The sequence below is a fragment of the Lactobacillus sp. B3795 genome (assembly GCF_026535805.1).
GTDB lineage: Bacteria > Bacillota > Bacilli > Lactobacillales > Lactobacillaceae > Apilactobacillus > Apilactobacillus kunkeei_C.
Genome location: NZ_JAFNPE010000011.1, coordinates 1 through 23,749 on the forward strand (window position 1 = coordinate 1; position 23,749 = coordinate 23,749).

The 23,749-nt window shown below is 39.0% G+C and carries 18 protein-coding genes; 8 read left to right on the top strand and 10 right to left on the bottom strand.

Annotation, left to right across the window (positions count from 1 at the left end):
* The first annotated feature begins 383 nt into the window (after positions 1 to 383).
* Positions 384 to 1,655 (top strand): cation:dicarboxylase symporter family transporter, encoded by a 1,272-nt coding sequence (locus J3U50_RS04590; protein ID WP_054608420.1) that lies wholly within the window; start codon positions 384 to 386, stop codon positions 1,653 to 1,655.
* Positions 1,656 to 1,697: 42 nt separating this feature from the next.
* On the opposite strand, the gene carB is transcribed toward J3U50_RS04590, so the two are convergent.
* Positions 1,698 to 4,757: a carbamoyl-phosphate synthase large subunit gene (gene carB / locus J3U50_RS04595; RefSeq protein WP_301945666.1), complete on the bottom strand. Its 3,060-nt coding sequence runs from the start codon at positions 4,755 to 4,757 to the stop codon at positions 1,698 to 1,700.
* Positions 4,750 to 5,823, bottom strand: coding sequence for a carbamoyl phosphate synthase small subunit (locus J3U50_RS04600; RefSeq protein ID WP_054608421.1), 1,074 nt, complete (start codon positions 5,821 to 5,823; stop codon positions 4,750 to 4,752). Before J3U50_RS04600 ends, carB begins: the two co-directional genes overlap by 8 nt.
* A gap of 604 nt (positions 5,824 to 6,427) precedes the next feature.
* Here J3U50_RS04600 and argC point away from each other — a divergent pair.
* The 5 genes from argC to argF are packed head-to-tail and all read left to right on the top strand — an operon-like array spanning position 6,428 to position 11,564.
* Positions 6,428 to 7,456: an N-acetyl-gamma-glutamyl-phosphate reductase gene (gene argC, locus J3U50_RS04605; RefSeq protein ID WP_301945667.1), complete on the top strand. Its 1,029-nt coding sequence runs from the start codon at positions 6,428 to 6,430 to the stop codon at positions 7,454 to 7,456.
* A gap of 12 nt (positions 7,457 to 7,468) precedes the next feature.
* Positions 7,469 to 8,659 (top strand): bifunctional glutamate N-acetyltransferase/amino-acid acetyltransferase ArgJ, encoded by a 1,191-nt coding sequence (gene argJ, locus J3U50_RS04610; protein ID WP_301945668.1) that lies wholly within the window; start codon positions 7,469 to 7,471, stop codon positions 8,657 to 8,659.
* A 5-nt stretch (positions 8,660 to 8,664) separates the two neighbouring features.
* Positions 8,665 to 9,390 carry an acetylglutamate kinase gene (gene argB / locus J3U50_RS04615; RefSeq protein ID WP_301945669.1) on the top strand — a complete coding sequence of 242 codons (726 nt, stop codon included), beginning with the start codon at positions 8,665 to 8,667 and terminating at the stop codon, positions 9,388 to 9,390.
* A 12-nt stretch (positions 9,391 to 9,402) separates the two neighbouring features.
* Positions 9,403 to 10,551 carry an acetylornithine transaminase gene (locus tag J3U50_RS04620; protein WP_301945670.1) on the top strand — a complete coding sequence of 383 codons (1,149 nt, stop codon included), beginning with the start codon at positions 9,403 to 9,405 and terminating at the stop codon, positions 10,549 to 10,551.
* Positions 10,545 to 11,564 (top strand): ornithine carbamoyltransferase, encoded by a 1,020-nt coding sequence (gene argF / locus J3U50_RS04625; protein ID WP_301945671.1) that lies wholly within the window; start codon positions 10,545 to 10,547, stop codon positions 11,562 to 11,564. The genes J3U50_RS04620 and argF overlap by 7 nt, the downstream gene beginning before the upstream one ends.
* Positions 11,565 to 11,602: 38 nt before the next feature.
* Here the strand turns inward: argF and J3U50_RS04630 are convergent, their stop codons facing one another.
* The 4 genes from J3U50_RS04630 to zwf all read right to left on the bottom strand — a co-directional run bounded on the left by J3U50_RS04630 (position 11,603) and on the right by zwf (position 17,638).
* Positions 11,603 to 12,148, bottom strand: a complete 546-nt coding sequence (locus tag J3U50_RS04630; RefSeq protein ID WP_301945672.1) for a hypothetical protein — start codon at positions 12,146 to 12,148, stop codon at positions 11,603 to 11,605.
* Positions 12,149 to 12,945: 797 nt separating this feature from the next.
* Positions 12,946 to 14,493 (bottom strand): multicopper oxidase family protein, encoded by a 1,548-nt coding sequence (locus J3U50_RS04635; protein ID WP_301945673.1) that lies wholly within the window; start codon positions 14,491 to 14,493, stop codon positions 12,946 to 12,948.
* Positions 14,494 to 14,635: 142 nt separating this feature from the next.
* Complete coding sequence (gene gndA / locus J3U50_RS04640) at positions 14,636 to 16,075, bottom strand: NADP-dependent phosphogluconate dehydrogenase (protein ID WP_053791306.1); 1,440 nt, start codon at positions 16,073 to 16,075, stop codon at positions 14,636 to 14,638.
* Between the two features lie 81 nt (positions 16,076 to 16,156).
* Positions 16,157 to 17,638, bottom strand: coding sequence for a glucose-6-phosphate dehydrogenase (gene zwf / locus J3U50_RS04645; RefSeq protein ID WP_053791307.1), 1,482 nt, complete (start codon positions 17,636 to 17,638; stop codon positions 16,157 to 16,159).
* Positions 17,639 to 17,878: 240 nt separating this feature from the next.
* On the opposite strand from zwf, the gene J3U50_RS04650 reads away from it, so the two are divergent.
* Positions 17,879 to 19,054: an MFS transporter gene (locus tag J3U50_RS04650; RefSeq protein WP_054607744.1), complete on the top strand. Its 1,176-nt coding sequence runs from the start codon at positions 17,879 to 17,881 to the stop codon at positions 19,052 to 19,054.
* A 43-nt stretch (positions 19,055 to 19,097) separates the two neighbouring features.
* On the opposite strand, the gene nrdI is transcribed toward J3U50_RS04650, so the two are convergent.
* The 3 genes from nrdI to J3U50_RS07340 all read right to left on the bottom strand — a co-directional run bounded on the left by nrdI (position 19,098) and on the right by J3U50_RS07340 (position 22,124).
* Entirely contained in the window at positions 19,098 to 19,553 is a 456-nt protein-coding gene (gene nrdI, locus J3U50_RS04655) for a class Ib ribonucleoside-diphosphate reductase assembly flavoprotein NrdI (RefSeq protein ID WP_301945674.1), read from the bottom strand.
* Between the two features lie 72 nt (positions 19,554 to 19,625).
* Complete coding sequence (locus J3U50_RS04660) at positions 19,626 to 21,017, bottom strand: hemolysin family protein (protein ID WP_054604469.1); 1,392 nt, start codon at positions 21,015 to 21,017, stop codon at positions 19,626 to 19,628.
* 168 nt (positions 21,018 to 21,185) lie between these two features.
* The gene (locus J3U50_RS07340; protein WP_301945675.1) at positions 21,186 to 22,124 is read right to left on the bottom strand and encodes a restriction endonuclease; all 939 of its coding nucleotides are present in this window, start codon (positions 22,122 to 22,124) and stop codon (positions 21,186 to 21,188) included.
* 235 nt (positions 22,125 to 22,359) lie between these two features.
* Here J3U50_RS07340 and J3U50_RS04670 point away from each other — a divergent pair, with 235 nt between their 5' ends.
* Positions 22,360 to 22,578 (top strand): hypothetical protein, encoded by a 219-nt coding sequence (locus J3U50_RS04670; RefSeq protein ID WP_301945676.1) that lies wholly within the window; start codon positions 22,360 to 22,362, stop codon positions 22,576 to 22,578.
* A 199-nt stretch (positions 22,579 to 22,777) separates the two neighbouring features.
* On the opposite strand, the gene J3U50_RS04675 is transcribed toward J3U50_RS04670, so the two are convergent.
* Positions 22,778 to 23,743 (bottom strand): glycosyltransferase family 2 protein, encoded by a 966-nt coding sequence (locus J3U50_RS04675; protein WP_301945677.1) that lies wholly within the window; start codon positions 23,741 to 23,743, stop codon positions 22,778 to 22,780.
* Positions 23,744 to 23,749: the final 6 nt, after the last annotated feature.

A 23,749-nucleotide genomic window follows, 5' to 3' on the forward strand; every position in this document is an offset into this window, starting at 1 on the left:
CGAACACAGAAGTTAAGCTTCTAAACGCCGATAGTAGTTGAGGGATCGCCCTCTGCAAGGGTAGGAAGTCGCCGCGCAATTTATAAAAGAGTTACCGTTTGGTAGCTCTTTTTTTGTACATTCAAAACGATACATTGTTTTTTATGATAGAATTAAAGAGGTGTGCTGATCACACTTGATTAACTACAGGATTTGAATGGAAATAGAGATATTTCGTTAATCCAAGGGCGCACCATAATGTTAATATCTGAATTACTATCGCAAAACTACGTAAAATAGTTTGTCTTTTATCGTTATTTAGGTACATTTTCATTATTAACCGGGGATATTATTCGTGATTTATGATAAAATTATAGTAATACATATTAAGGAGAGGCTTCGTAATGAAGAAATTTAAGATAACACTAGGATGGCAAATCCTGATTGGTTTAATTTTAGGTATCATCCTAGGTCTAGTGTTCTACAAGAACGCTACTGCAATTACTGCAATGCAAAGTGTTGGTACAATGTTCATTCGTTTGATTCAAATGATCGTTGTCCCAATCGTTGTTTCATGTTTAACTGTTGGGATTGCCAACATTGGTGATATCCATAAGTTAGGCCGTATCGGTGGAAAGACCATTCTATACTTCGAAATTATGACTACTATCGCCATCGTTTTAGGTTTAGTTGTTGGTAATGTTTTCCATCCTGGTGACTTCATTAACGTGCATTCATTACACGCTACTGATATTACCCAATACATGACCACCGCAAAGACTGCAAACCACACTGGAATCTGGGGTACATTAATTAACCTAATTCCGGTCAACGTATTTAACTCAATTGCTTCTGGTGATATGATGCCAATTATCGTATTCTCAGTATTCTTTGGTTTAGGTACTGCTGCAGTTGGTGAAAAGGGTAAGGTTATCGTTGATTTCTTAAACGCCGTATCACAAGTAATGTTCAAGATTACTGGTTGGATCATGAAGTTATCTCCAATTGGTGTTTGTGCATTAATCGGTGTTACTCTAGCCGAACTTGGTGTTTCTGCCTTAGCTCCACTAAGTTACTTCGTTTTATTAACTTACCTAACAATGATGGTATTCGTACTTGTTGTTATGGGACTAGCTGCTAGAATCTTTGGTTTCAAGATTACTGACCTTCTAAAGGTTGTTAAGGAAGAAGCTGTATTAGCATTCTCAACTGCAAGTTCAGAAGCTGCGCTACCTAGAAGTATCGACAAGATGACTAAGTTTGGTGTTAGCCCATCAATCGTTTCATTCGTAATCCCAACTGGTTACACATTTAACCTTGATGGTTCAGCAATTTACCAATCACTTGCTGCATTATTCCTAGCTCAAGCTTACGGAATTCACTTAAGCATTGGTCAACAACTTACTTTACTAGTTGCCCTAATGATTACTTCAAAAGGTATGGCCGGTGTTCCTGGTGCTTCATTCGTTGTTCTATTAGCAACCGTTTCAACTGTTGGTATCCCAGTTTCTGGTTTAACATTTATTGCCGGAATTGACCGTTTCATTGATATGGCCAGAACCGCAGTTAACGTTATCGGTAACTCACTGGCAACTGTGATTATTGGTAAGTCTGAAAAAGAATTCGATCCTGAAAAAGAAGCTAAATATCTAAAATCAATCGGAATTCATAAATAAACAAAATTAAAAGACCTAATCCATTTGGATTAGGTCTTTTTTTTATATCTTTTCTACCATTATATCGTCACAATTGAGTGATTGGATAAATGCATTGGCCGTATCAATGTAAGTAAATAACGGAATCGAAAAGGCGGTTGCGATATTGTTGAGGTGATCATCTTCAGCTGTGTTGATGATTAAATCAACGTTTTCTTCGGTAATATCTTCTGGTTTCATATCGACGATGTTAAAACCAAAAGCAGATAAGCCTTCAATTAACTGCTGGTTTTGTTCGTCATCATGATGGCTGAGGTTTAACAAGACGTTACCGTGCTCCTTGATATTGATTCCTGCAGCGGAGAATGACTTCGCTAAAGCTGAATCGTAATCAATCGCGGTACCCATTACTTCACCTGTGGACTTCATTTCCGGACTGAGGTTCGCATCAGCACCTGGTAGTTTATTAAAACTAAATACCGGGGATTTAACGGATACAAAACTGGATGGGGTAATTAGTCCAGTTTTGTAACCAAATGATGTTAAGGGAGTCCCTAATATAGCATTGGTAGCTAAATCGACGATTGGCACGTCAGTTACCTTTGATAGGAATGGAACCGTTCTAGAAGCTCTTTGGTTTACCTCGATTACATATACCTGATTGTCTGAAATGATGAATTGAATATTCATCAAACCGATGGTCTTTAACTTCTTCGCTAAGTTAATGGCGATGTCGGTAATTTGTTTTTGAATGTTAAACGAGATGTGTTGGGGTGGGTAGATCGCCATTGAATCACCGGAATGGACACCCGAACTTTCAACGTGTTCGATGATTCCAGGAATGATGACCGTTTCACCATCTGAGATGATATCGACCTCGGCTTCCGTTCCATATAGGTAGGAATCAATTAAAACGGGGTGTTGATGCGATACATTGACCGCGGTTTGCATGTAGTTCAGTAATTCTTCTTCATTATGAACGATTCTCATCGCCTTACCACCAATGACGTATGAAGGACGTAATAACACTGGGTAGTTCATTTCCTTGGTGGCCTGAAGGGCTCCTTCGATACTTTCGACGGATGTCCCGTACGGTTGTTTGATATTTAGACTAGTGATGGCGTGGCTAAATAATTCACGATCCTCACTGATATTAATATCTTCAACGGTGGTTCCTAAAACATTGACACCTAGCTTGGATAATCCTTCTGATAAGTTGATGGCGGTTTGCCCACCGAATTGGAGAATGACACCAGCTGGTTTTTCCAGGTTAATCACATTCATGACATCCTCGATGGTTAGTGGTTCAAAGTATAGCTTGTCCGAGATTGAGAAGTCGGTCGAGACGGTTTCTGGATTGGAGTTAATCACGATAGCTTCGTATCCAGCCTTCTTAACAGCAAAGATGGAATGAACGGTGGCGTAGTCGAATTCCACACCTTGGCCAATTCTAATGGGTCCTGAACCCACAATCAAAATTGATTTTTTATCGCTGACCTTAGATTCGTTGGATTGACCGAATGTGCTGTAGTAATAAGGGGTGGTTGAATCGAATTCACCAGCAGAAGTATCGACCATTTTAAAACCAGCAACGATATTGTTTTGCATTCTGGTGTTGTAGACATCTGCTTCGTTGCAATTCCAGATGGATGCGATTTGTTGATCTGAAAAGCCGTGTTGTTTGGCTATTTTCAATGAATCGACTGATTGATCATCTTTAAGTTCTTCCTTAATTTCAATAATATGTTGCATCTTATATAGGAAGAATTGATTGATTTGGGTGTGGTCATGAATATCTTCAACGCTGATATGACGACTAAGTAGTTCCAAGATTTGGAATAAACGTTGATTGGTTGGAGTTTTAATGCTTTCCAATAATTCGCCTTTTGAACTATTGGTAAAGTCATGACTGTTGCCATCTTCGAGAGAACGAATCGCCTTTAATAGGGATGCTTCGAAGTTTCTACCGATAGCCATGACTTCTCCAGTTGCCTTCATTTGAGTACCAAGTGAATTATCGATGTCGGTAAACTTATCGAATGGCAAACGTGGAATCTTGGTGACGATGTAATCCAGTGCTGGTTCGAATTCAGCAAGTGACTTCCCAGTCAGTGGATTGATGATTTCGTCTAGCGTCATACCCACCGCAATCTTGGCGGATATTTTAGCAATTGGATATCCGGTTGCTTTGGAGGCTAATGCTGATGAACGAGAGACACGGGGGTTAACTTCGATGATGAAGTAGTCACCACTGTGTTGGTCGATGGCCATTTGAATGTTCACGCCACCTTCGATATCTAGCGCACGAATAATCTTTAATGCGGCATCTCTTAGCATTTGGTAGTCCTTATCGGATAGGGTTTGCGTAGGTGAGACAACGATTGAATCACCAGTATGGACACCGACTGGATCGACGTTTTCCATTGAACAAACGATTAACGCATTGTCCTTGGCGTCACGCATCACTTCGAATTCGATTTCCTTGTATCCGGCAATTGATTTTTCTACCAAGACTTGAGTAACTGGTGACATTTCTAAACCGTTGGTGACGATGGTTTCTAGTTCGTCATCGTTATGAACGAAACCACCACCGGTCCCACCTAGCGTGTAGGCGGGACGAATCACCAATGGATAGCCAATCTTTGTGGCTAACTTTTTGGCATCTTCTAGACTGTTGGCGATTGTTGATTCGGGTACCGGTTCGTCTAAATCATTCATCAATTGTTTGAAGAGGTCACGGTCTTCGGCTTCCTCGATGGATTGTAGCTTGGTACCTAGTAATTTGATACCGTACTTTTTCAAGATTCCGGCATCGGCTAAGTCCTTGGCCATGTTCAAACCAGTTTGGCCACCTAAAGTAGGGAGGATGGCTTCCGGTAATTCCTTTTCGATGATTTTTTCAATTGCATCGATGGTAATGGGTTCGATGTAGACTTCATCAGCGATATCCTTGTCGGTCATAATAGTGGCCGGATTGGAGTTCACCAAGACAACTTCGTAGCCTTCTTCCTTTAATGACAGACAGGCTTGGGAACCCGAGTAGTCAAATTCGGCCGCTTGACCAATGACAATCGGTCCGGAACCGATGACTAAAATTTTATGGATGTCGGTGTCTTTACTCATTTGTTAAAACCTCCTTCTTGGTAATCATGTTGAAGAATTTATTGAATATAAATAGTGCGTCGTGTGGACCAGGGGATGCATCCGGATGGAATTGAACTGAAAAGGCGTTATGACCCTTGACCTTAATTCCTTCGACGGTGTGATCGTTAACTTCTTCGAATAGAACGTCGACGTTTGAACCCGGAATTGATTCGGGTAGGAGTGCATATCCGTGGTTTTGAGATGTGAAGTAGCACTTGTTTGTTTGTAGGTCCTTAACGGCATGGTTGAAACCACGGTGTCCAAACTTCATCTTGAATGTCTTGGCGCCATTGGCTAATCCTAGTAGTTGATTACCTAAACAGATTCCCATGATTGGATATTCTTCTTGAAGTTCTTGGATGACACCAATCTTATCAATCATGTTAGCTGGATCGCCGGGACCGTTTGATAAGACGATGCCGTCTGGATTGATGTCTTCAATTTCTTGAGCTGACACATCGGCGGGAAAGATATGAACGTCGGCATTAAAGTTAACCAATTCAGAAACGATGGAGTTCTTAATTCCATAATCGATAACGGCTACCTTTAGGCCATCACCCTTAATATGTGTTGTTTCTTTTGTTGCATGGTTGGCAAACGATACCGGTTTGTTCAAAAGATTTTGGACCGCTTCATCGTTTGGGTTGTCGGTGATAACGCCTTTGATGCAGCCGTCGTGACGAAGTTCCTTGGTTAATTCACGTGTATCGATGCCTTCAATCATGGGGATGTTGAACTTTTCGGCATATTGATAAAGCGACATCTTGCTACGGTAGTTGCTAGGGTGTTCCGCAATGTCATATGCGATGATGCCGGAAACACAAGGTGTATCCTTTTCGTTATCCTCAAAGTTGATGCCGTAGTTTCCGATAAGCGGGTATGTAAAGACCATGATTTGTCCATAGTAGCTTGGATCCGTGATGGTTTCTTGATAACCAGTCATACCGGTGCTAAATACTACCTCACCGGCAGTAGTTGTAGGTTTTAATTTTGAATATCCCTGATAAATTGAGCCGTTACTTAATACTAAATACGTTTTCATAATAATTACCTCCAAATTTTGGTAAATAAAAAAGGCTGACCAACTATGTGATCAACCTTACGTTCTGAATACATTTGCCCATATCCATAAATAAGTCGATCGACAGTAGAATGCAACTTATTTTAAATTATGCGAAAAGTATCCAGTTATTCATATTCGGATTAAAAAAGGGACCCGCAGATAAATTTCAGCATAACTTAAAATTTATTTCTGCCGTCCCTCGACTAATTTATTGTTTGATTAAAAAGTGCGCCTAAAAGTTGGGGACGGCACAATACGTGTCCTCCTCAATGCAGTGTATTCAGTTAGTGTATTATTTGATTTGTTGTTCATAACACTCACCACTTTTTAAAATTATTTGTTTTCGTTGAACTCAATTTAACATAACTAAAAAATTAAAACAAGATTAAATTAAAATTAAAAAATAAGTTTGCAAAAATAAAAAGTTGTGCTATTGTAATTTGCAAGATGTTACCGAGACATCAAAAAAATACAAAAGGGTGATTAACATGACAAAACAAAACTTAAACCAAAGGCGACGTAGCAACGTTTTTTCAACAGGAGCAGTGTCTAAAAAATTGAACTTATCGAAAGGACTGTCGCTATTATGCAAGTCGCAATTATTGGAATTACCGGATACGCCGGATCAACTTTATATGAATTATTAAAAAAACATTCTCAAGTAAATCAAATTAATTTATACGGACATAATTTGTCCAAACCAACTCAGTTAAACCAAATTAATGAAGAAATTTCATACGATCAACACTTAGTCTTTCCTTATGACGAAAATGCCATTATCAAAGACAATGATGCGGTCTTTTTTGCCACTCCAGCTGGTGTGACATCAAAGATGGCTAAACCCTTTATCAAAGCCGGTTTTCCGGTCATTGACTTATCAGGAGATTACAGATTAAAAGACCCTGATGAATACGTGAAGTGGTATCAAAAAGATCCCGCTGAACTCTCAGACTTACAAAAGGCACAATACTGCTTAGCAGATATTGATGACAGCGAGGGTGCAAAGTACATCGCAAACCCAGGATGTTATGCTACCGCTGTGCTATTAGGGTTGGCACCGGTAGTCAAAGAAGATTTGATCGATTTAGATAGCATTGTGATTGATGCGAAGTCAGGTTTATCAGGAGCTGGAAAGTCACTTAGTGATTCCAGTCATTTTGTCATGGCTAATGAAAACCTACAAGTATACAAACCCCACGAACACAAACACATTCCAGAAATTGTACAAAAGTTAAAAGTTTGGAATAAAAACATTCAAAACATTGAATTCATGACCACCTTGGTTCCTTTAAACAAGGGAATTATGTGCACTATGTTTATGAAACTAAAATCAAATATTGAAATGGATAAAGTCCAACATGCATTCGATTCATTATATGCGAACAGTAAATTTGTTCACGTATCAATGGATGAGCTACCAACTATCAAGAGCGTAGTCGGTACAAACGATTGTCATGTTGGGCTTTCTTTTAATTCCAGCAATAACTCTTTAATGATTGTCAGCGTCATCGACAACATGATTAAGGGCGCGGCTGGACAAGCAATTCAAAACTTCAACCACCTATTTGATTTTGAAGAAACTGACGGATTAGAACTAATGCACGTATTACCTTAGGAGGAACTAATTATGAAAACAATCGATTTTAAATGGCCACTAAATATTAAATCAGGATCAACTCATGCGGGATTCAAACCAGATGAACAACTAGACATGTGCTGGGTAGTATCAGACACACCCGCTGCTGCCGCAGGGGTTTACACTACCAACCAATTCAAGGCAGCACCCGTTCAAGTCACCAAGAAAACTATTGAATTAAACCATCAACTACAAGCAATCATTGTTAACTCTGGTAACGCCAACTCATTTACTGGCGATGAAGGCATTCAAAATGTCTACAATTCCAAACAATTAGTTGCCGATAAATTACACCTAGACGATACCTTAATTGGTGTTGCTTCAACCGGAATTATCGGTAAACAACTAGATATGAATACATACCAAAACGGTGTCGATCATCTAGAACTAAGCACCGATGATATCGACGCACCGGAAGCAATTATCACTACTGATACCTGTTCTAAGAAGGTATGTGTTGAATTGACCCTAAATGACAAACCAGTTACCATTACCGGTTTTTCAAAGGGATCAGGGATGATTCATCCAAACATGGGGACCACACTTAGTTTCATCGTTACCGATGCCAACATTGCGGGGGATAATTTACAAAAACTATTGAGCGAAGACATCGTTTCAACCTTTAACCAAATCACTGTTGATGGCTGCATGTCCACTAACGATATGGTCTTAGCGATGGCCAACGGTGCTGCTCAAAACGACCAACTAGTTCCGGATAGCGATGAATATATCGAGTTTGCTAAAGGTTTCAAATATGTACTAACCACACTTGCGAAAAAGGTCGCCCAAGATGGTGAAGGTGCTAATAACTTCGTGGAAGTTAACGTTAATAATGCATTCGACAAACAAGAAGCCAACCTAGTATCAAAGGCAATCGTTGGTTCTAACTTGGTAAAATCCATGATTTTTGGTAAGGAAGCCAACTGGGGCAGAATCGTTCAAGCCATCGGTCAAACTCATGCCCACGTCGATCCAAACCATGTCGCAATTACTTTAAACGGCACCGAAATTGTCACTAACAGTGTTCCGGTCTCGTTCACTGATGAAGAACTAAAGTCACTATTTACCGATGAAAACATCATCATCGATGTCGACTTAAATGTTGGTAATGCCAGTGGAACTGCTTGGGGCTGCGACTTGACCTACAAGTACGTTGAGATTAATGCGGCTTACGAGGGGTGATTAATATGATTATTTTAAAAATTGGCGGAAATATGATTAATCACTTACCAGAAGCTTTCTTCGAATACGTTGCCGAAAAACAAGATGATGGTGAACACATCATCATCGTCCATGGTGGTGGCAACATCATCTCAAAATGTGGTGAGTTTGTCGGTGAACCGGTCAAAAAAATCGATGGTATCAGAGTCACAAATCTTGAAATGATGAAGATTTCGGACTTGTTGTTAAACGATGTCATTCAAGAACAACTTGGCAAGAAACTAATGGATCATGGCATTGAAACCCATAACCTCAATAGCTACGGATACTCGTTTGTCAAAGGCGATTACCTAGACCACGAAAAGTACGGTGAGGTTGGCACCATTAGTCAGGTCGATACCAATTGGATTAACAAGATGACTGACAACTCGGTTGGTTTGATGTCTTCAATCGTTTATAAAAATGATACTGACAAACTAAACGTCAACGCAGACATTGCAGCCAGTGAAATGGCCTCATTATTGCATGCTGATGAACTAGTCCTATTAACCGACGTCTGCGGAGTGAAGGTCGAAGACGAAATGCTAGAAGAGTTGACCCACAAACAAGCAATCGAATTAATCAAGGAACACTACATTGTCAGTGGGATGATTCCAAAGGTAAAAGCAGCCTTAGATGCGATTGATCACGGTGTCGAAAACGTCACAATTACTAATAACTTAGAAGAACACGGAACAACAATTATTGATTAGGGGATGACAGGAATGGAAAACGTATTACCAACTTATAAATATTTTGATATCGAACCAATTGACGGACACGACTGGCATATCATCGATGCCAACGGCAAGGAGTATGTCGACTTCACCAGTGGAATTGGTGTCTGCAACTTAGGATACAGTAATGAACAGGTTAAAACTGCTGTGGGTGAACAACTAAACCACATTTGGCACACTTCCAACCTATACATTAATTCGATGCAAGACCAAGTCGCTGGCAAGCTTTGTCCAGAAGGCTACCTAGCATTCTTATGTAATTCAGGTACCGAAGCCAATGAAGCAGCGTTTAAGATTGCACGTAAGTACACTCACAAGAAAAAGGTACTCGCATTTAACTATGGCTTCCACGGTCGTACCTATGGATCACTATCATTGACCGGATACGAAGCCATCCAAAGTGGTTTTACGCCTTTAGTTCCCGGCAGTGAATTTGCCGAATACAACGACGATAAGGCACTAGATTTCATCGATGATGATTGTGCCGCAGTCATCCTAGAAGCGATTCAAGGAGAAGGTGGTGTTAACGTCGGAAACACCGAATGGCTAAAGAAGGTCGAAGTTAAGTGTCATGAAACTAACACCTTATTAATTGTCGACGAGGTCCAAGCGGGGATGGGACGTACCGGATACAAGTTTGCCTTTGAATACGCTGGATTGAACCCAGATATCATCACCTGTGCAAAAGGCTTAGGCAATGGTTTACCGGTTGGTGCAATGCTAGCGAAAAAGGGATTAGCATCAGCATTTGGCCCAGGCACTCACGGCAATACATTTGGTGGCAATAAGGTCGTTATGGCCGCTGCCAATGCCGTTTTAAATCAAATGACACCCGAATTTTTGAATGAAGTCAAACTAAAGGGTGAATATTTATTCCAAGAACTAAATACGCAATTACTACCACTTAAAAATGTCGAAAAAGTTTCCGGTCGTGGATTCATGGTCGGCATTCACTTAGCCAATTCAATCGACGTCGCAGATGTGATTAAACAATTACAAGAAATTGGGATGCTAACAATCTCAGCTCGTGCCAACACATTGCGTTTACTACCACCATTAATCATGGATAAAAAGGCTCTAGAATGGGGAGTTCAACAAATCAAAAACGTTTTAGAAAAGGAAGTGGCAGCATGTTAAATAATATTTTTTACGGTAGAAGTTTACTAAATATCGACGATTTTTCCGCCGATGAAATTAACTACCTAATCGATTTCGCAATTCATTTAAAACACTTAAAGAAAAATAACATTAAACACGAATTTTTAGCCGGTAAGAACATTGCCTTATTATTTGAAAAACCATCAACCAGAACTCGTTCATCATTTGTGATTGCCATCAACGACTTGGGTGGACATTCCGAATACCTTGGTACAAACGACATTCACTTCGGTGACGAAGAATCAGTTTCAGACACCGCCAAGGTCTTAGGATCAATGTATGACGGAATCGAATTTCGTGGATTCAAACAACAAGACGTTGAAACACTATCAAAATACAGTGGTGTTCCGGTTTGGAACGGGCTAACCGATGACAGTCATCCAACCCAAATGTTGGCCGACTTCATGACCATGAAGGAAAAGTTTGGCAAGCTAGAAGGCCTTACATTAACCTATGTTGGTGATGGTAGAAACAACATGGCCAACTCACTATTAATCACCGCAGCTTTGCTTGGCGTAAATGTACACATCGTTGCACCAAAATCATTATTCCCATCCAAGGAAAACCAAGAACTAGCGCAAAAATACGCTCAACAATCTGGCGCTGAAGTCCTAATCACCGACGATGTCGATTCCGGGGTTAAAGATTCCAATGTATTATATACGGATGTTTGGGTATCCATGGGTGAAGATAATTGGGATGAAAGAATTCAATTATTAAAACCATATCAAGTTAATATGGAAATGATCGAAAAGACAGGGATGAAAGATGACGAAATCATCTTTATGCATTGTCTACCATCTTTTCATGACAACAAGACCACAAAAGGACAGTATATTGAAGAAAAATACGGCTTAACCGCATTAGAGGTTAGTGATGAGGTATTTAATAGTAAATATGCTTGGCAGTTCACAGAGGCCGAAAATCGTATGCATTCGATTAAAGCAATTGTCGCTGTAACCTTAGGTAACTTGTTTATTCCAAAAGCATAAATAAAAAGACCGAATCAATATGATCCGGTCTTTTTTTGTTATTTATATGATTTCAAATCATGTTGGAACCAATCGATACTCTTTAGAAATTTGTTAGCATTAGCTTTATTTTCAGTTAGAACGATTTTATTATTAATGATAACTTTCTTTTCACCGATGGTTTTATAGTTCTTCATAGTGGTTCCATTTGTTAATGTAAAGCCTTTTTTATGAGCTCTTAAGTAATAATTTTTTCCAGATTGGCGATACTCTACCTCATCATAAAAGTCATTACCAGTTAAATAGCTTGCTATATTTTTTTTAAAGTTAATTTTTCCGTGGGATAGTTCGCCAAAGTAAATGTTTTTCTTTCCAAAATATACAAACCACATCCTATTATAAAATGTGTATGGTTTAGAAGTAGTGTAATATGATTTACCTTGAAGATTCTTTGGAACACCAACGTGCCATTTGTAAGTCTTTGTTGATTGTTTGTGAGACTTAGCAAAGGCTGTATGTTCATGACTGGCAGCAAATCCAGCGCAAACAAATAATGTAATTGCAAAAATAATAGCTAAAAATTTTGATCTATAATTAATTTTCATTATAATCCCCCTAATCATTATGTAATCAATTATTAATATATACTAATGATAATATAAAAACAACGGTTATTTATGATTGTTGAACAAAATAAAAAGACCGAATCAATTTGATCCGGTCTTTTTTACTCGTGTTTAACACAAGAAAAGAGACAACCTACAAAGTTGTCTCTTTTATAATTAATATTGATAACAGATAAGTAGCAATTACTTTGGCGTAAACCCACGTCCCCGCGGACTCAACGAAGATTTTTGTGTAATCTCATAATTACTCAGTTTATCCGTTAGTAAAATTTAGTAGTAGTATAAACTGTTGTCCATACCTCCCCAACTAGTTCCCTAGAAGGTGAAGCATCATCAAGCAATTATTAATATTTAATTTTAAATTACTGTTATTAGCTGCTAACATTTCACTGTTAATTAACGTTTCACCGTTAAGCATGCAGCTAAAGGATACTGAGATAACCAACAACAGTTAATTCTCCATCTAAATAATCTATATTGATTATGTTGATTCGGGAAAATTAACTGTCAAAGGTCATCTCAATTCTATTTGTTTAGAATTGAAACAACTTCTGACATCAATTTTCCCTTGATAGAATGATCTTTCGACGCTCCTGGATCAAAAGTTAATTCAGTCATATGTTGTTCACTCCTTTTTACTAGTTTTATTACAACGTTTATTGTACACCAATTCTTATATTTTGACAACATTTCACTTATAAATTGATATAAATATTTTTCATCATCTAATCAAAATGCCAAAAGAACCTAATCATATCAATGATTAGGTTCTTTTTTTACATATTACAGTGATCCATATTTTCCATGTGGTCGTAACAAGACATACCACTCAAGTCGAGGTCTTCGACGGCAACGCCGCGTTCTTCAGCAAACGCCTTCATCAAGTCATCCATCTTGGTTAGGTGGAATTCTTGTGGGTGGCTTGGGTCATCGACTTGGATTTGGGCCATCATACCGCCATCTTCGTGTTCGATGATGTGGCAGTGATACATGAAGACGCCGGGGTGGTCAAACCATGCTTTGAAGCGAACTGTTTCGTCAGGGTTAACGCCGATGGTGTCCTTTAGACCGGTTTCATTAGGGTATGGAGCATGGCCATCTCTGTCCAATACTTCAAATTGGCAACCATGCATGTGGAATGGATGAACCATTCCGTTTTCACAGTCGTTGGTGTTGGTAACTTCCCAGATTTCGCAGTTACCCATGGTTTGTTTGGCATCGATTCTTTCCATATCAAACTTCTTGCCATCTAGGGCAACTTCTTCATCCATACCGGACATAACGACTTTTCGGACGGGTGTGTTCTCAGTAACTTTGGGTGTGTTCATTTCAAATAGGGTGTCGGGAATAACTCTGTTATCTTCTGCGAATTCATGGATTCTAAAATGCATGATGGGGACATCGTCAGAATATAGGACAACTTCATCTCCCGGTTTGTATTGACCGAAATCAACGACAATTTCTTGTCTTTCGGCACAGGTAATCATTAGGTGGGTAAACTTAACAGGGTGGGTTAAGAGGCTACCGTCACCTGCGATTTGGGTGAATTCAAGGTCGTCTGAGAAGTGTAAACGCCATTCGCGACGGTTGGCACCATCTAATAGACGAAGACGAACCTTTTGGGTGGTGACGTCAAAGTATGGGTTAACAGTTCCGTTAATCATTGCGGTAGGACCTTGAACGCCATCTGGGTCATAATCAGCCTTGTAATCCCATTGATTGTCTTCATGGAAACGACGATCTTGTAAGATAACGGGAATATCGTCGACACCGTAATTACGTGGAATTGGTAGGGTTGCTTCATGTTCATCCTTGACGACAACAGCGGTAGCTAGGCCGTGCCAAACTTGTTCGGCGGTTGATGGGCATGGATGAGCATGCAACCAAAGGGTGGCTGCGGGTTGATCACACTTGAAGTTTAAAACCTTACTTTCACCTGGGTAGACAGGGGTGTGACAACCACCATCGATATCACCGGGAACATTTAAACCGTGCCAGTGATAGGTAGTTAATTCAGGTAATTCGTTCTTAACAGTGACGTGAATGTTCTTACCACGTTTGAATAAAATGGTCTTACCTAGTAATGATTGATTGTATCCCCATGTCTTAGTGGCTTGACCGGGCATGATTTGTGCTTCACCAGCTTGTGAGGTAACTGTGTAGTACATGTCGGTATCGGTCTCTTTGTCAGGGGTAAGTAATTCTGGAACCTTTAACTTTTGTTGTTCCACGTTAGGTTCTTCCAAAGGAATGTAACCACCATCGTGGGTGTTAAAAGCGGGTTCATAAAAGAAATAATCCTTGTAGACTTTTTCGGTAAACATAAAAAAATAACCTCTCTTTTTTCAAGATTGGTTATAGTATATTCTAGTTTATATCCATTTGCAATTAATAACCATTATAAACTAGTATGTATTAAAAAAGAGACGATTTAATCGTCTCTTTTTATTGTGATCAATAATTATATTATTGTTCAGTGTACCATGGGTAATGGAAGTTACCTTCACGGTCAGTACGTTCATAAGTGTGAGCACCGAAGTAGTCACGTTGTGCTTGTAGTAAGTTAGCAGGTAATACTTCAGCACGGTATGAATCGTAGTAGTTAACAGCTGCTGAAAGTGATGGAACTGGAATACCAGCCTTAGTTGCAAGAGCAACAACATCACGAGCATCTTGTTGGTACTTGTTAGCGATTTCTGAGAAGTATGGATCTAACAATAGGTTAGTTAGGTTTTCATCCTTTTCGAAAGCGTCAGTAATGTTTTGTAGGAATTGGGCACGAATAATGCATCCTTCACGCCAGATTTGAGCTAGTTCACCGAACTTCAAGTTCCAGTCATATTGTTCTGAAGCGAAACGTAGTTGTTCGAAACCTTGAGCGTAACTCATAATCTTACCGAAGTATAGAGCCTTACGTACACGTTCTACTAAGTCCTTCTTTTCGTCATCGTTGATGATGTCTGAAGCCTTAGGACCGTTTAATACCTTAGCTGCTGCAAGACGTTCGTCTTTTAGCATTGAGATGAAACGAGCGTAAACTGATTCAGTGATAACTGATTGGTCAGTACCAACTTCCATGGCATCTTCTGATGACCACTTACCAGTACCCTTGTTAGCACCACGGTCTAAGATCATGTCAACGATAGGCTTGCTCTTGTCAGCACCTAAATCGTCTTTTCTAGTTAAGATATCAGCAGTAATTTCGATTAGGTAACTGTTTAGTTCACCCTTGTTCCATTCCTTGAAGATATCAGCTAATTCGTCAATGTCGATACCGGCACCGTTACGAAGAATGTCGTAACTTTCGTCGATTAATTGTTCATCACCGTATTCAATACCGTTGTGAACCATCTTTACGTAGTGACCTGCACCGTTAGGTCCGATGTAAGCAACACATGGCTTACCATCGCTAGCCTTAGCAGCGATTTGAGTTAAAACAGGTTCAACTAGCTTGTATGCTTCTTCTTGACCACCAGGCATTAGTGATGGACCGTGTAAAGCACCTAGTTCACCACCAGAAACACCCATACCAATAAAGTTGATACCAGATGCATCTAGTCTAGCGTTTCTTTCGATTGTGTTATGGAAGTTAGTGTTACCACCATCGATTAAGATATCACCCTTGTCTAATAAAGGTAATAGTGAGTCGATAGTTGCGTCAGTTGGCTTACCAGCCTTAACCATCATAACGATACGACGTGGAGTTTCTAGTGAGTTAACAAAATCTTCAACAGAGTAACTTGGTACCAAGTTCTTGTCTGCGTGATCCTTCATTACCGCTTCAGTCTTTGAAGCTGAACGGTTAAAAATACCTACAGTGAAGCCGCGGCTTTCAATGTTAAGGGCTAAGTTCTTACCCATAACAGCCATTCCAACAACACCAATGTTTGCTTTTGAGTCAGCCATTATAAACCTTCCTTTTTAAAGAAAATTGTGTATAAATATACACTTAGATTTTAACATTTTAATGATTAAATGTCATATAAATTATTTTTTTGAGTTAAAAACCCAAGCTCTGCCATCACGAGCTAGTAATTCGTCGGCAGCATCAGGTCCCATTGAACCTGGTGTGTAGTTAGGGAAGTCTGGTTTGTCAGTATCCCAAACATGTCTGATAACATCGGCGAATTCCCAAGCACGACTTACTTCGTCCCAACTGGCAAAGTTAGTAGCGTTACCCAAGATAGCATCGTGAATTAAACGTTCGTATGGTTCTGGAGTAGCAGCCTTTTCTTCGTCACTTTGAGTGTGAGTTAAGTCTAGTGGTTGCATTTCCATACCTTGACCAGCTTGCTTTCCGTTTAGACGTAGGATGATCTTGTTAACAGGGTCTACGAATAAAGTAAGCACGTTGTTGTTTAATTCGCTTTCAGTTCCCTTAGCAGAAGCAAAGATGTCTACTAGAGGTTTCTTGAATACAACATCGATTCTAGTAAACTTGTCGGTTAGCATCTTACCAGTTCTGATGTAGAAAGGAACGTTCTTCCAACGTTTGTTTTCGAACAATACTTTACCGGCAACGTAAGTTTCGGTAATTGAATCGTTAGGAACGTTGTCTTCGTGACGGTAATCTCTTTGGTCACCGTTTGCACCATATTGTCCACGAACGAAGTTTTGACGAGCTTCGTCTTCAGTGTAAACATGCATGCTTCTTAGTGCACGAATCTTTTCTCTACGAATGTCTACGTCCTTGAATGAAATAGGGTCTTCCATTGCAAGGATAGTAAGCATTTGCATAGTGTGGTTTTGTACCATATCACGTAGGGCACCTGAACCATCATAGTATCCGGCACGTTCTTCAACACCTAGCTTTTCAGCAAGGGTTACTTGAATGTTGTCAATGTACTTGTTGTTCCAAATACCTTCGATTAATGGGTTACCAAAACGTAATGCAATAATGTTTTGAACCATTTCTTTACCCAAGTAATGATCAATTCTGTAAACTTGGTTTTCGTTAAATGATTTAGCCAAAGCATTGTTCAATTCTTCAGCTGTGTCGTAGTCACGTCCGAATGGTTTTTCGATAATTAAACGGTTGAAACCGCCATTGTCTGATAAACAGTTGTGGGCTTTTAAGTTTTTAGCTACTGTTCCAAAGAAGTTAGGAGCCATGGAAATGTAGAAGATACGATTTCCTTCAATATCATATTGTTGGTCTAACTTGTTTGCATAGTCACTTAATGCGTCGTAATGTTCTGGATTAGTTACGTCGTGTGACATGTAGTAAAAATGACTAGCGAAAGCTTTTGCTTGTTCTTCGCTGTCAGCGTTGGCACTTACAGAGTCCAAGATTACTTCGCGGAACTTTTCGTCGCTCCATTCACGACGACCAGTACCGATTAATGCAAAGTGATCGTTATCTACGTAACCTTTTTTGTATAGGTTAAAAATAGATGGATATAATTTACGTTTAGCTAGGTCACCTGTTGCACCAAAAAGCATGAACAAGGCACGAGTTGCTGTTGCCAATTACCGTCACTCCTTATAGAAAAATTTTAACGAATCAAATGAAATATCTTTCATTTTCGGTTAATAATACAAGGTTATTATATAACACCATGCTAAATTAAAAAAGTGTTTTTAATCCATAGCACAAAAGAAATGTAAACGCTTTACTAAAATTTAATAATTTAAACATCTCTTAATGGATATTATGCTCTCAAATGAATTATAATTGTTGTTAGAACATTTGAATAAGGGGGAGGATTCATGAAGAAAAGAACAGAATTAGGACTTCGTTTAGTATTTTTCTATTCACTATTGTTAAATTCCGGTGCCGCATTCATGTGGCCACTAGTAACGATGTACATTGATGACTATTTACATAAGTCACTACTAGTGTCGGGGGTATCTCTGCTATTTATTTCCGGTTTTACCATTATTGGTAATTACATCGGGGGTTATCTATTTGATCATTGGTCAGCATATAAAGCGGCCTTGATTGGTATTACCGTCTCGACGGCCGCCATTTTAGCACTAATTTTCTTTCATGGATGGCCTACCTTTGCGATTCTAATGGTAGTTTTAGGGTTTGGAGACGGGATTAACCTTACACTTCTAAACTCATATGCTACCAACGTTAAGAGTAAGGACACCAGAACGGTATTCAACATCCTATATGTCGGATTAAACATCGGGGTGGTAATCGGAACTGCGATGGTTGGATACCTACTAAAATATGGTGTCGCCATTGTCTTTATGACCGCAGCGGTATTTTACATCTTGCTATGGTTACTTACTTTTGTATACTTTAACATCGACTTTTCAGACTACGATAACAGCATTCCAAAAGAAGAAATCAAGGAAGAAAAAGAGGGTATTTTAAAGTCCAACGTTCGACTAATCTACCCAATTTGTATCATGGTATTTACCGTCTACTTGAGTTATACATTGTGGGAAAGTGTTATGTCGGTCCACATGGTTAAAATGGGGATTCCGTTTGAAGCATACTCAATGCTTTGGACAGTTAACGGTCTAATGATTGTATTTGGACAACCTATATTAAATTACGTAAGTAAACGACTAAAAATCCATTTAAATCACCAAGTTTTCTTGGGGGTATTTATCTTCGCAATTTCGTTTTACTTCCTAGTTTACGCAAAGACTTTCCCGGTCTTTTTAGCCATCATGATTTTCCTAACATTTGGTGAAATGCTGGGCCTACCTGATGTGCCAGCTTGGATTGATCAACTATCGACCAAGTCGGAAAAGGGTAAGTACCAAGGGATGTTCAATGCGTTGATGTCAGCCGGACGTGCAATTAGTCCACTATTCGCAGGATTATTTGTTGAAGGCTTTGGCTACAATCCATTGTTCATCTTCGTTACCGTTTTAATGTTAGTCGCATTATTCGCGGTTATGATTATCAGTCGTAAAACAGAATAATAAAAACAAAAAAGGGTTCGTTTCGATATGAAACGAATCCTTTTTATTTATCGTATTTTTTTAATTCATCATAGACTCTGACCACGTCTCGATCAGTTCCACGAAGTTCGAAGTCGGTCACAAATGGTGCATCAAATTGTTTAGCGTAACGTTTGGCAGTTAAACAGTATTGTTCGTTGAAGTTCTTGTTACCTGAACCGATAACCCCAATACAGTATTTAGCGTTGTCGTTGTAGTCGATGTATTCGCCTAAAGTGTTGGTCATCATTTCTTTGACGCCGTTATCAATGCCGTTGCCGCCATCTAAATATGTTGGCACGAATGCGAAGAAATTGCCGGTTTCATCAGCAAAGTCTGATTGATCGGTGATTTCCTCTAACTCAATTAATGGGTTATTTTCGTCGTCATTATGTACGTTTTTAGCATATTCTTGTAAGTTGGTCACAAAGTTACGCGTGTTACCAGCCACTGAAATATATAGGATTCTAATTGGTTTCAATGTTTAGCTTCCTTTCAAGGCAAAATAAAAAATCTGTTAGAAATATATTCTAACAGATTTAAAAATTATATATTAGTCTTTACTTTCTTCATCTTTTTGTTCTTCAGATGATTTTTCAGCCATAGCCTCGTGGTTATCACGTAAATCGTCTACTTCGAATAAATCGATGAATGAGTTTTCAAAGTGTAATACCTTAAATGTGAAAGTATCTACCTTGAATTCAGTACCTGGTTTGATTTGAATACCTGGGTTATTGTCGATAAAGTAACCGGAAAGGGTAACGCTATCAGATTTGCTGAAGTCTTTGATTTCAGTCTTGAAGTAACGTTCAAAATCATAAGTAGTCATCTTACCACTTACTTGGTAAGTACCCTTAGGTTGCTTGAAGACGTATTCGTTGGTTGCTGGATCGATTTCGTCTCGAACAGTACCGAATAGTTCTTCATAAATATCTTTATCAGTAATAATACCTGAAGTACCACCGTATTCATCAACTACGACAACAATAGGAGTTCTCATAGTAATCATCTTTTGAAGCACTTCAGTAATTTTCATTGTTTCAGGAACAGTTCCAATATCACGAATTAAACGTTCAACTGGGATGTTTGAGTTCACTCTTGATTGACGAACAAGGTCGTAACAGTAAACGTAACCTAGAATGTTATCTTTGTTGTTGTCGATAACAACTGGAATACGACTGAATTTTGATTGTAGGTATACTGTGATGGCATCATCCACTAAGGTGTTGATGTCCATAACAGTCAATTGAGTTCTATCAATCATGATGTCCTTGGCAACCTTATCGTTAAAGTCAAAGGCACGTTGCATGTATAGGTAATCGTATTTTTCAAGATCACCATTTTCAACGGCTTCTTTTGAGATGCTTAGGATTTCAGCTTGTGACATTGATTCGTCACTTTCGTCTGTCATCTTAAGACCCATTAACTTAACAACACCAGCGGCACTGACGTTGATAGCCCAAACACCAGGATAGAAAATTGTGTGGAAGTAATGAAGTGGGGTAGCCACGTAACCTAGAATTCTTCTAGGCATGGCGATACTGATGTTCTTAGGAACAACTTCAGTAAATACCACTTCTAAATAGGTAAGAATCAAGATACCAATTACACCACCAATGGCGTGAGCGGTACCAGCAGCGACAACTCCAGGCTTTAATTCAAGTAAATCAAAGATGGCGTCAACGATAAGACTTTCACCAACCCAACCCATGATGATACCACAGACGGATACACCCACTTGGGTGGTTGATAAATAGTCATTTAGGTTAGTGATCATGTGCATTTCACGAGCAAGCTTCTTTGACTTACCCTTATTTTCTTCTTCTTCTTCCAACATACTGTATCTGGTTTGTACTAAGGCAAACTCACAGGCAACAAAGTATGCGGCAAAGAAGAATGCAATCAATACAATAACGATTTGAAAGAATATCGCACCACTATCCAACAGAACATTCCCCGTTTCTTAATAAAATTTATATAATGTCTACATTATACCTTTTATGTTTATTTTTTTTAAGTAATTTAATGAATATAATAACGTATTTTCACTAAAAAAGATTTAAAAAAGTGAAACTTTAGTCAAAAATTTAACATTTATTCTACATATATAGTGTTACACATTTGCCTCAGCAATTAAACTAGCTAGCTTATCGCGGTTCCATAGGTCGATATCCAACTTCTCGCTCGCTGAGATGGCGTGAGGGGTGAAGTAGCTGTTAGTAATGACCACGGCCTTCTTACAATTGTAGTAACTACGACCTGAGTTGGCCTCTTGAACAGCCTTAATGCCGACAGGACTGGCGTATAGTTTGCATTGGAATACATAACTCGTGTCACCATTTTTGGCGTAGACATCGACTCCGAAGTCGCTGCTGCCCTGAGTGCGTTTGATATCTGAGAAACCAAGTGCCTTGAGCAAGTCACAGGTAAAGGTCTCAAACTGATAACCGTCAAAGTTATCAATCGTTGCCAGCTTTTGTTTGGATTGATAATCCATGAATGATTGATACTCGTCGGTCACGTGGGCATCCGCTAGTTGATCCTTTTGTGCTTGAAGACGCTTGATGTCTTCTACTAGACTATCGTGTTGGGTGGTTAACTCATTTAGCTGTTGGTATTTGATGTTTAGCTCATTGATTTGCTTGCTTAACTGATTACGGTAAGCTTTTTGCGATTCGATTCGTTCACTCATATCGTCTAATTGACGTTTTAACATCGCTAATTGATTTAGATATGGCGTTGATTGCGCCTGATATTGCTGCTTAGAGATGTCGACGACCTGGGTTTGATACGCCATCTGTTTGGACATGACGGGTGTCTTTTTAAACGTGTATGTCTGATGACGACTGAGATTGTTTTTAATAGTATGAATAAAGTGTTTATCTGATTTTGGTAGGATGTAGTAACCGATGACCATCATTGTAAAAGCAATACATAGTGCGTTTAGCTGATTGTTTATGGTTTGCATGGAAACGACGGCTACCACGATGTCGATAATTTTTAATGTAATTAGGATATATATAAATCGACGAATGAAGTGGCTGATTTTCACGTCTAAACTTCCTTTTTAAGATTTGATAATAACCCTATTTTATCAGATTTGACGCGGTTTCTCTATGCTTTTGAGAACGTTTGTTCTATATAAACGCAAAAAAATTAATAGCTCAGTAAGCTAATTTAATCAGCAAATAATTCTATAATGAGCCTATGTAAAAGCTTGTTGGACAAGATTCCCAAATGATGATACTTTGTGTTAGTTACATAATTATTTTTTGGAGGATGTCATTTTGAATTTAAACAAATCTAAAAAAAGAAGTAGAAAAATATTTATCGTAGCAGACCTTGTTCTTACATTCTTAATTGCTGCTTCTGCCGGATATTTATCAGGTAAATTTAATTTTTCTTCAAGTCAAAACATTATAGCTACTATTGTTGTAGTAATTATAATATCAATGATAACCCATATAATGCGTTTAAAAATGAATGATAACAATAAAAAGAGATAATAAATTATGCAATAAACTTAACACTCGCATAAATAAAAACAACACCCCATCACTGCGAATAAGACAATGGTGGGGTGTTGTACATGAATACTATAGATGTATCAACTTGCTTATTAGCAATATTAAGATCAACATTTTAAATATTGCAACTATCAATAAACGCAAAAAAATCCCCCGGCAGATTGCCGAGGGGATTTTTTTAGCCATGCTGTTTCTTTATCGTGGCGATGTTTCCGGGATGGTTATTGAATCCGTAAGAGTTAGAAACGACATATTGAGGACGATGTTTGGAAGCATCAAAAGTGCGGTATAGATAATCACCAATTATGCCCAGCGCAAGCATGATCATTCCTGATAGGACACACATTAGGGAGATTGCGAATGTAAGTGTCGAGATACCAGTGAAGATGGTGATTAATCCATAAATGATTCCAGCGATAATACTGATGAAACCGGTATAATTTACTATCTTGAGGGGGATTTCGGAGAATGAGGTGATTCCATCAGATGCTAGTCTAATCATTTTAGTTAGGGGGTATTTTGTGACTCCCGCATTTCGTTCTTGTCGTTCATAAGTTACGGCGGTTTGTTTAAAACCAACCCACGAAACAAGGCCACGAACGAATGGCTCCGGTTCGTTTAATTTGGAAAGTGCATCAACCACTTTACGATCCATTAGGCGAAAGTCACCGGTGTCAAGGGGGATATCAACGTTGGCGACTTTACGCATTACACGGTAGAAGGCTTTCGCAGAGAAACGTTTGAAGAAGGATTCGCCTTCACGGATAAGGCGTTTTCCATAGACAACGTCAAAGCCTTCTTGCCACTTTTCAACCATGTTTGGGATAACAGATGGGGGATCTTGTAAATCCGCATCCATGACGACAACCGCATCACCTTTGGCATATCTAATACCGGCGGTAATTGCTAGTTGGTGACCGAAGTTTCTTGAAAATTCGACCAATCTAATGTTTTCGTATTGTGATTGTGCGTGACGGATAATATCTACGCTTGAATCGACAGAGCCGTCATCCACAAAGATAATTTCGTAAGTTTCAATTTGGCATTCCACGAAGTTTTCTAGTACTTCGATGGTGTTTTTGATGCCAGCTTCTTCATTGTAAACGGGGAGAACAATGGAGATTTTGTTAGTTTTATTTGGCATGAGACA

Coding starts and splice junctions, on each gene's coding strand:
- J3U50_RS04590 (WP_054608420.1), top strand. CDS start 384: ATGAAGAAATTTAAGATAACACTAGGATGGCAAATCCTGATTGGTTTA.
- carB (WP_301945666.1), bottom strand. CDS start 4,757: ATGAGTAAAGACACCGACATCCATAAAATTTTAGTCATCGGTTCCGGA.
- argC (WP_301945667.1), top strand. CDS start 6,428: ATGCAAGTCGCAATTATTGGAATTACCGGATACGCCGGATCAACTTTA.
- argJ (WP_301945668.1), top strand. CDS start 7,469: ATGAAAACAATCGATTTTAAATGGCCACTAAATATTAAATCAGGATCA.
- argB (WP_301945669.1), top strand. CDS start 8,665: ATGATTATTTTAAAAATTGGCGGAAATATGATTAATCACTTACCAGAA.
- J3U50_RS04620 (WP_301945670.1), top strand. CDS start 9,403: ATGGAAAACGTATTACCAACTTATAAATATTTTGATATCGAACCAATT.
- argF (WP_301945671.1), top strand. CDS start 10,545: ATGTTAAATAATATTTTTTACGGTAGAAGTTTACTAAATATCGACGAT.
- J3U50_RS04630 (WP_301945672.1), bottom strand. CDS start 12,148: ATGAAAATTAATTATAGATCAAAATTTTTAGCTATTATTTTTGCAATT.
- J3U50_RS04635 (WP_301945673.1), bottom strand. CDS start 14,493: ATGTTTACCGAAAAAGTCTACAAGGATTATTTCTTTTATGAACCCGCT.
- gndA (WP_053791306.1), bottom strand. CDS start 16,075: ATGGCTGACTCAAAAGCAAACATTGGTGTTGTTGGAATGGCTGTTATG.
- J3U50_RS04650 (WP_054607744.1), top strand. CDS start 17,879: ATGAAGAAAAGAACAGAATTAGGACTTCGTTTAGTATTTTTCTATTCA.
- J3U50_RS04675 (WP_301945677.1), bottom strand. CDS start 23,743: ATGCCAAATAAAACTAACAAAATCTCCATTGTTCTCCCCGTTTACAAT.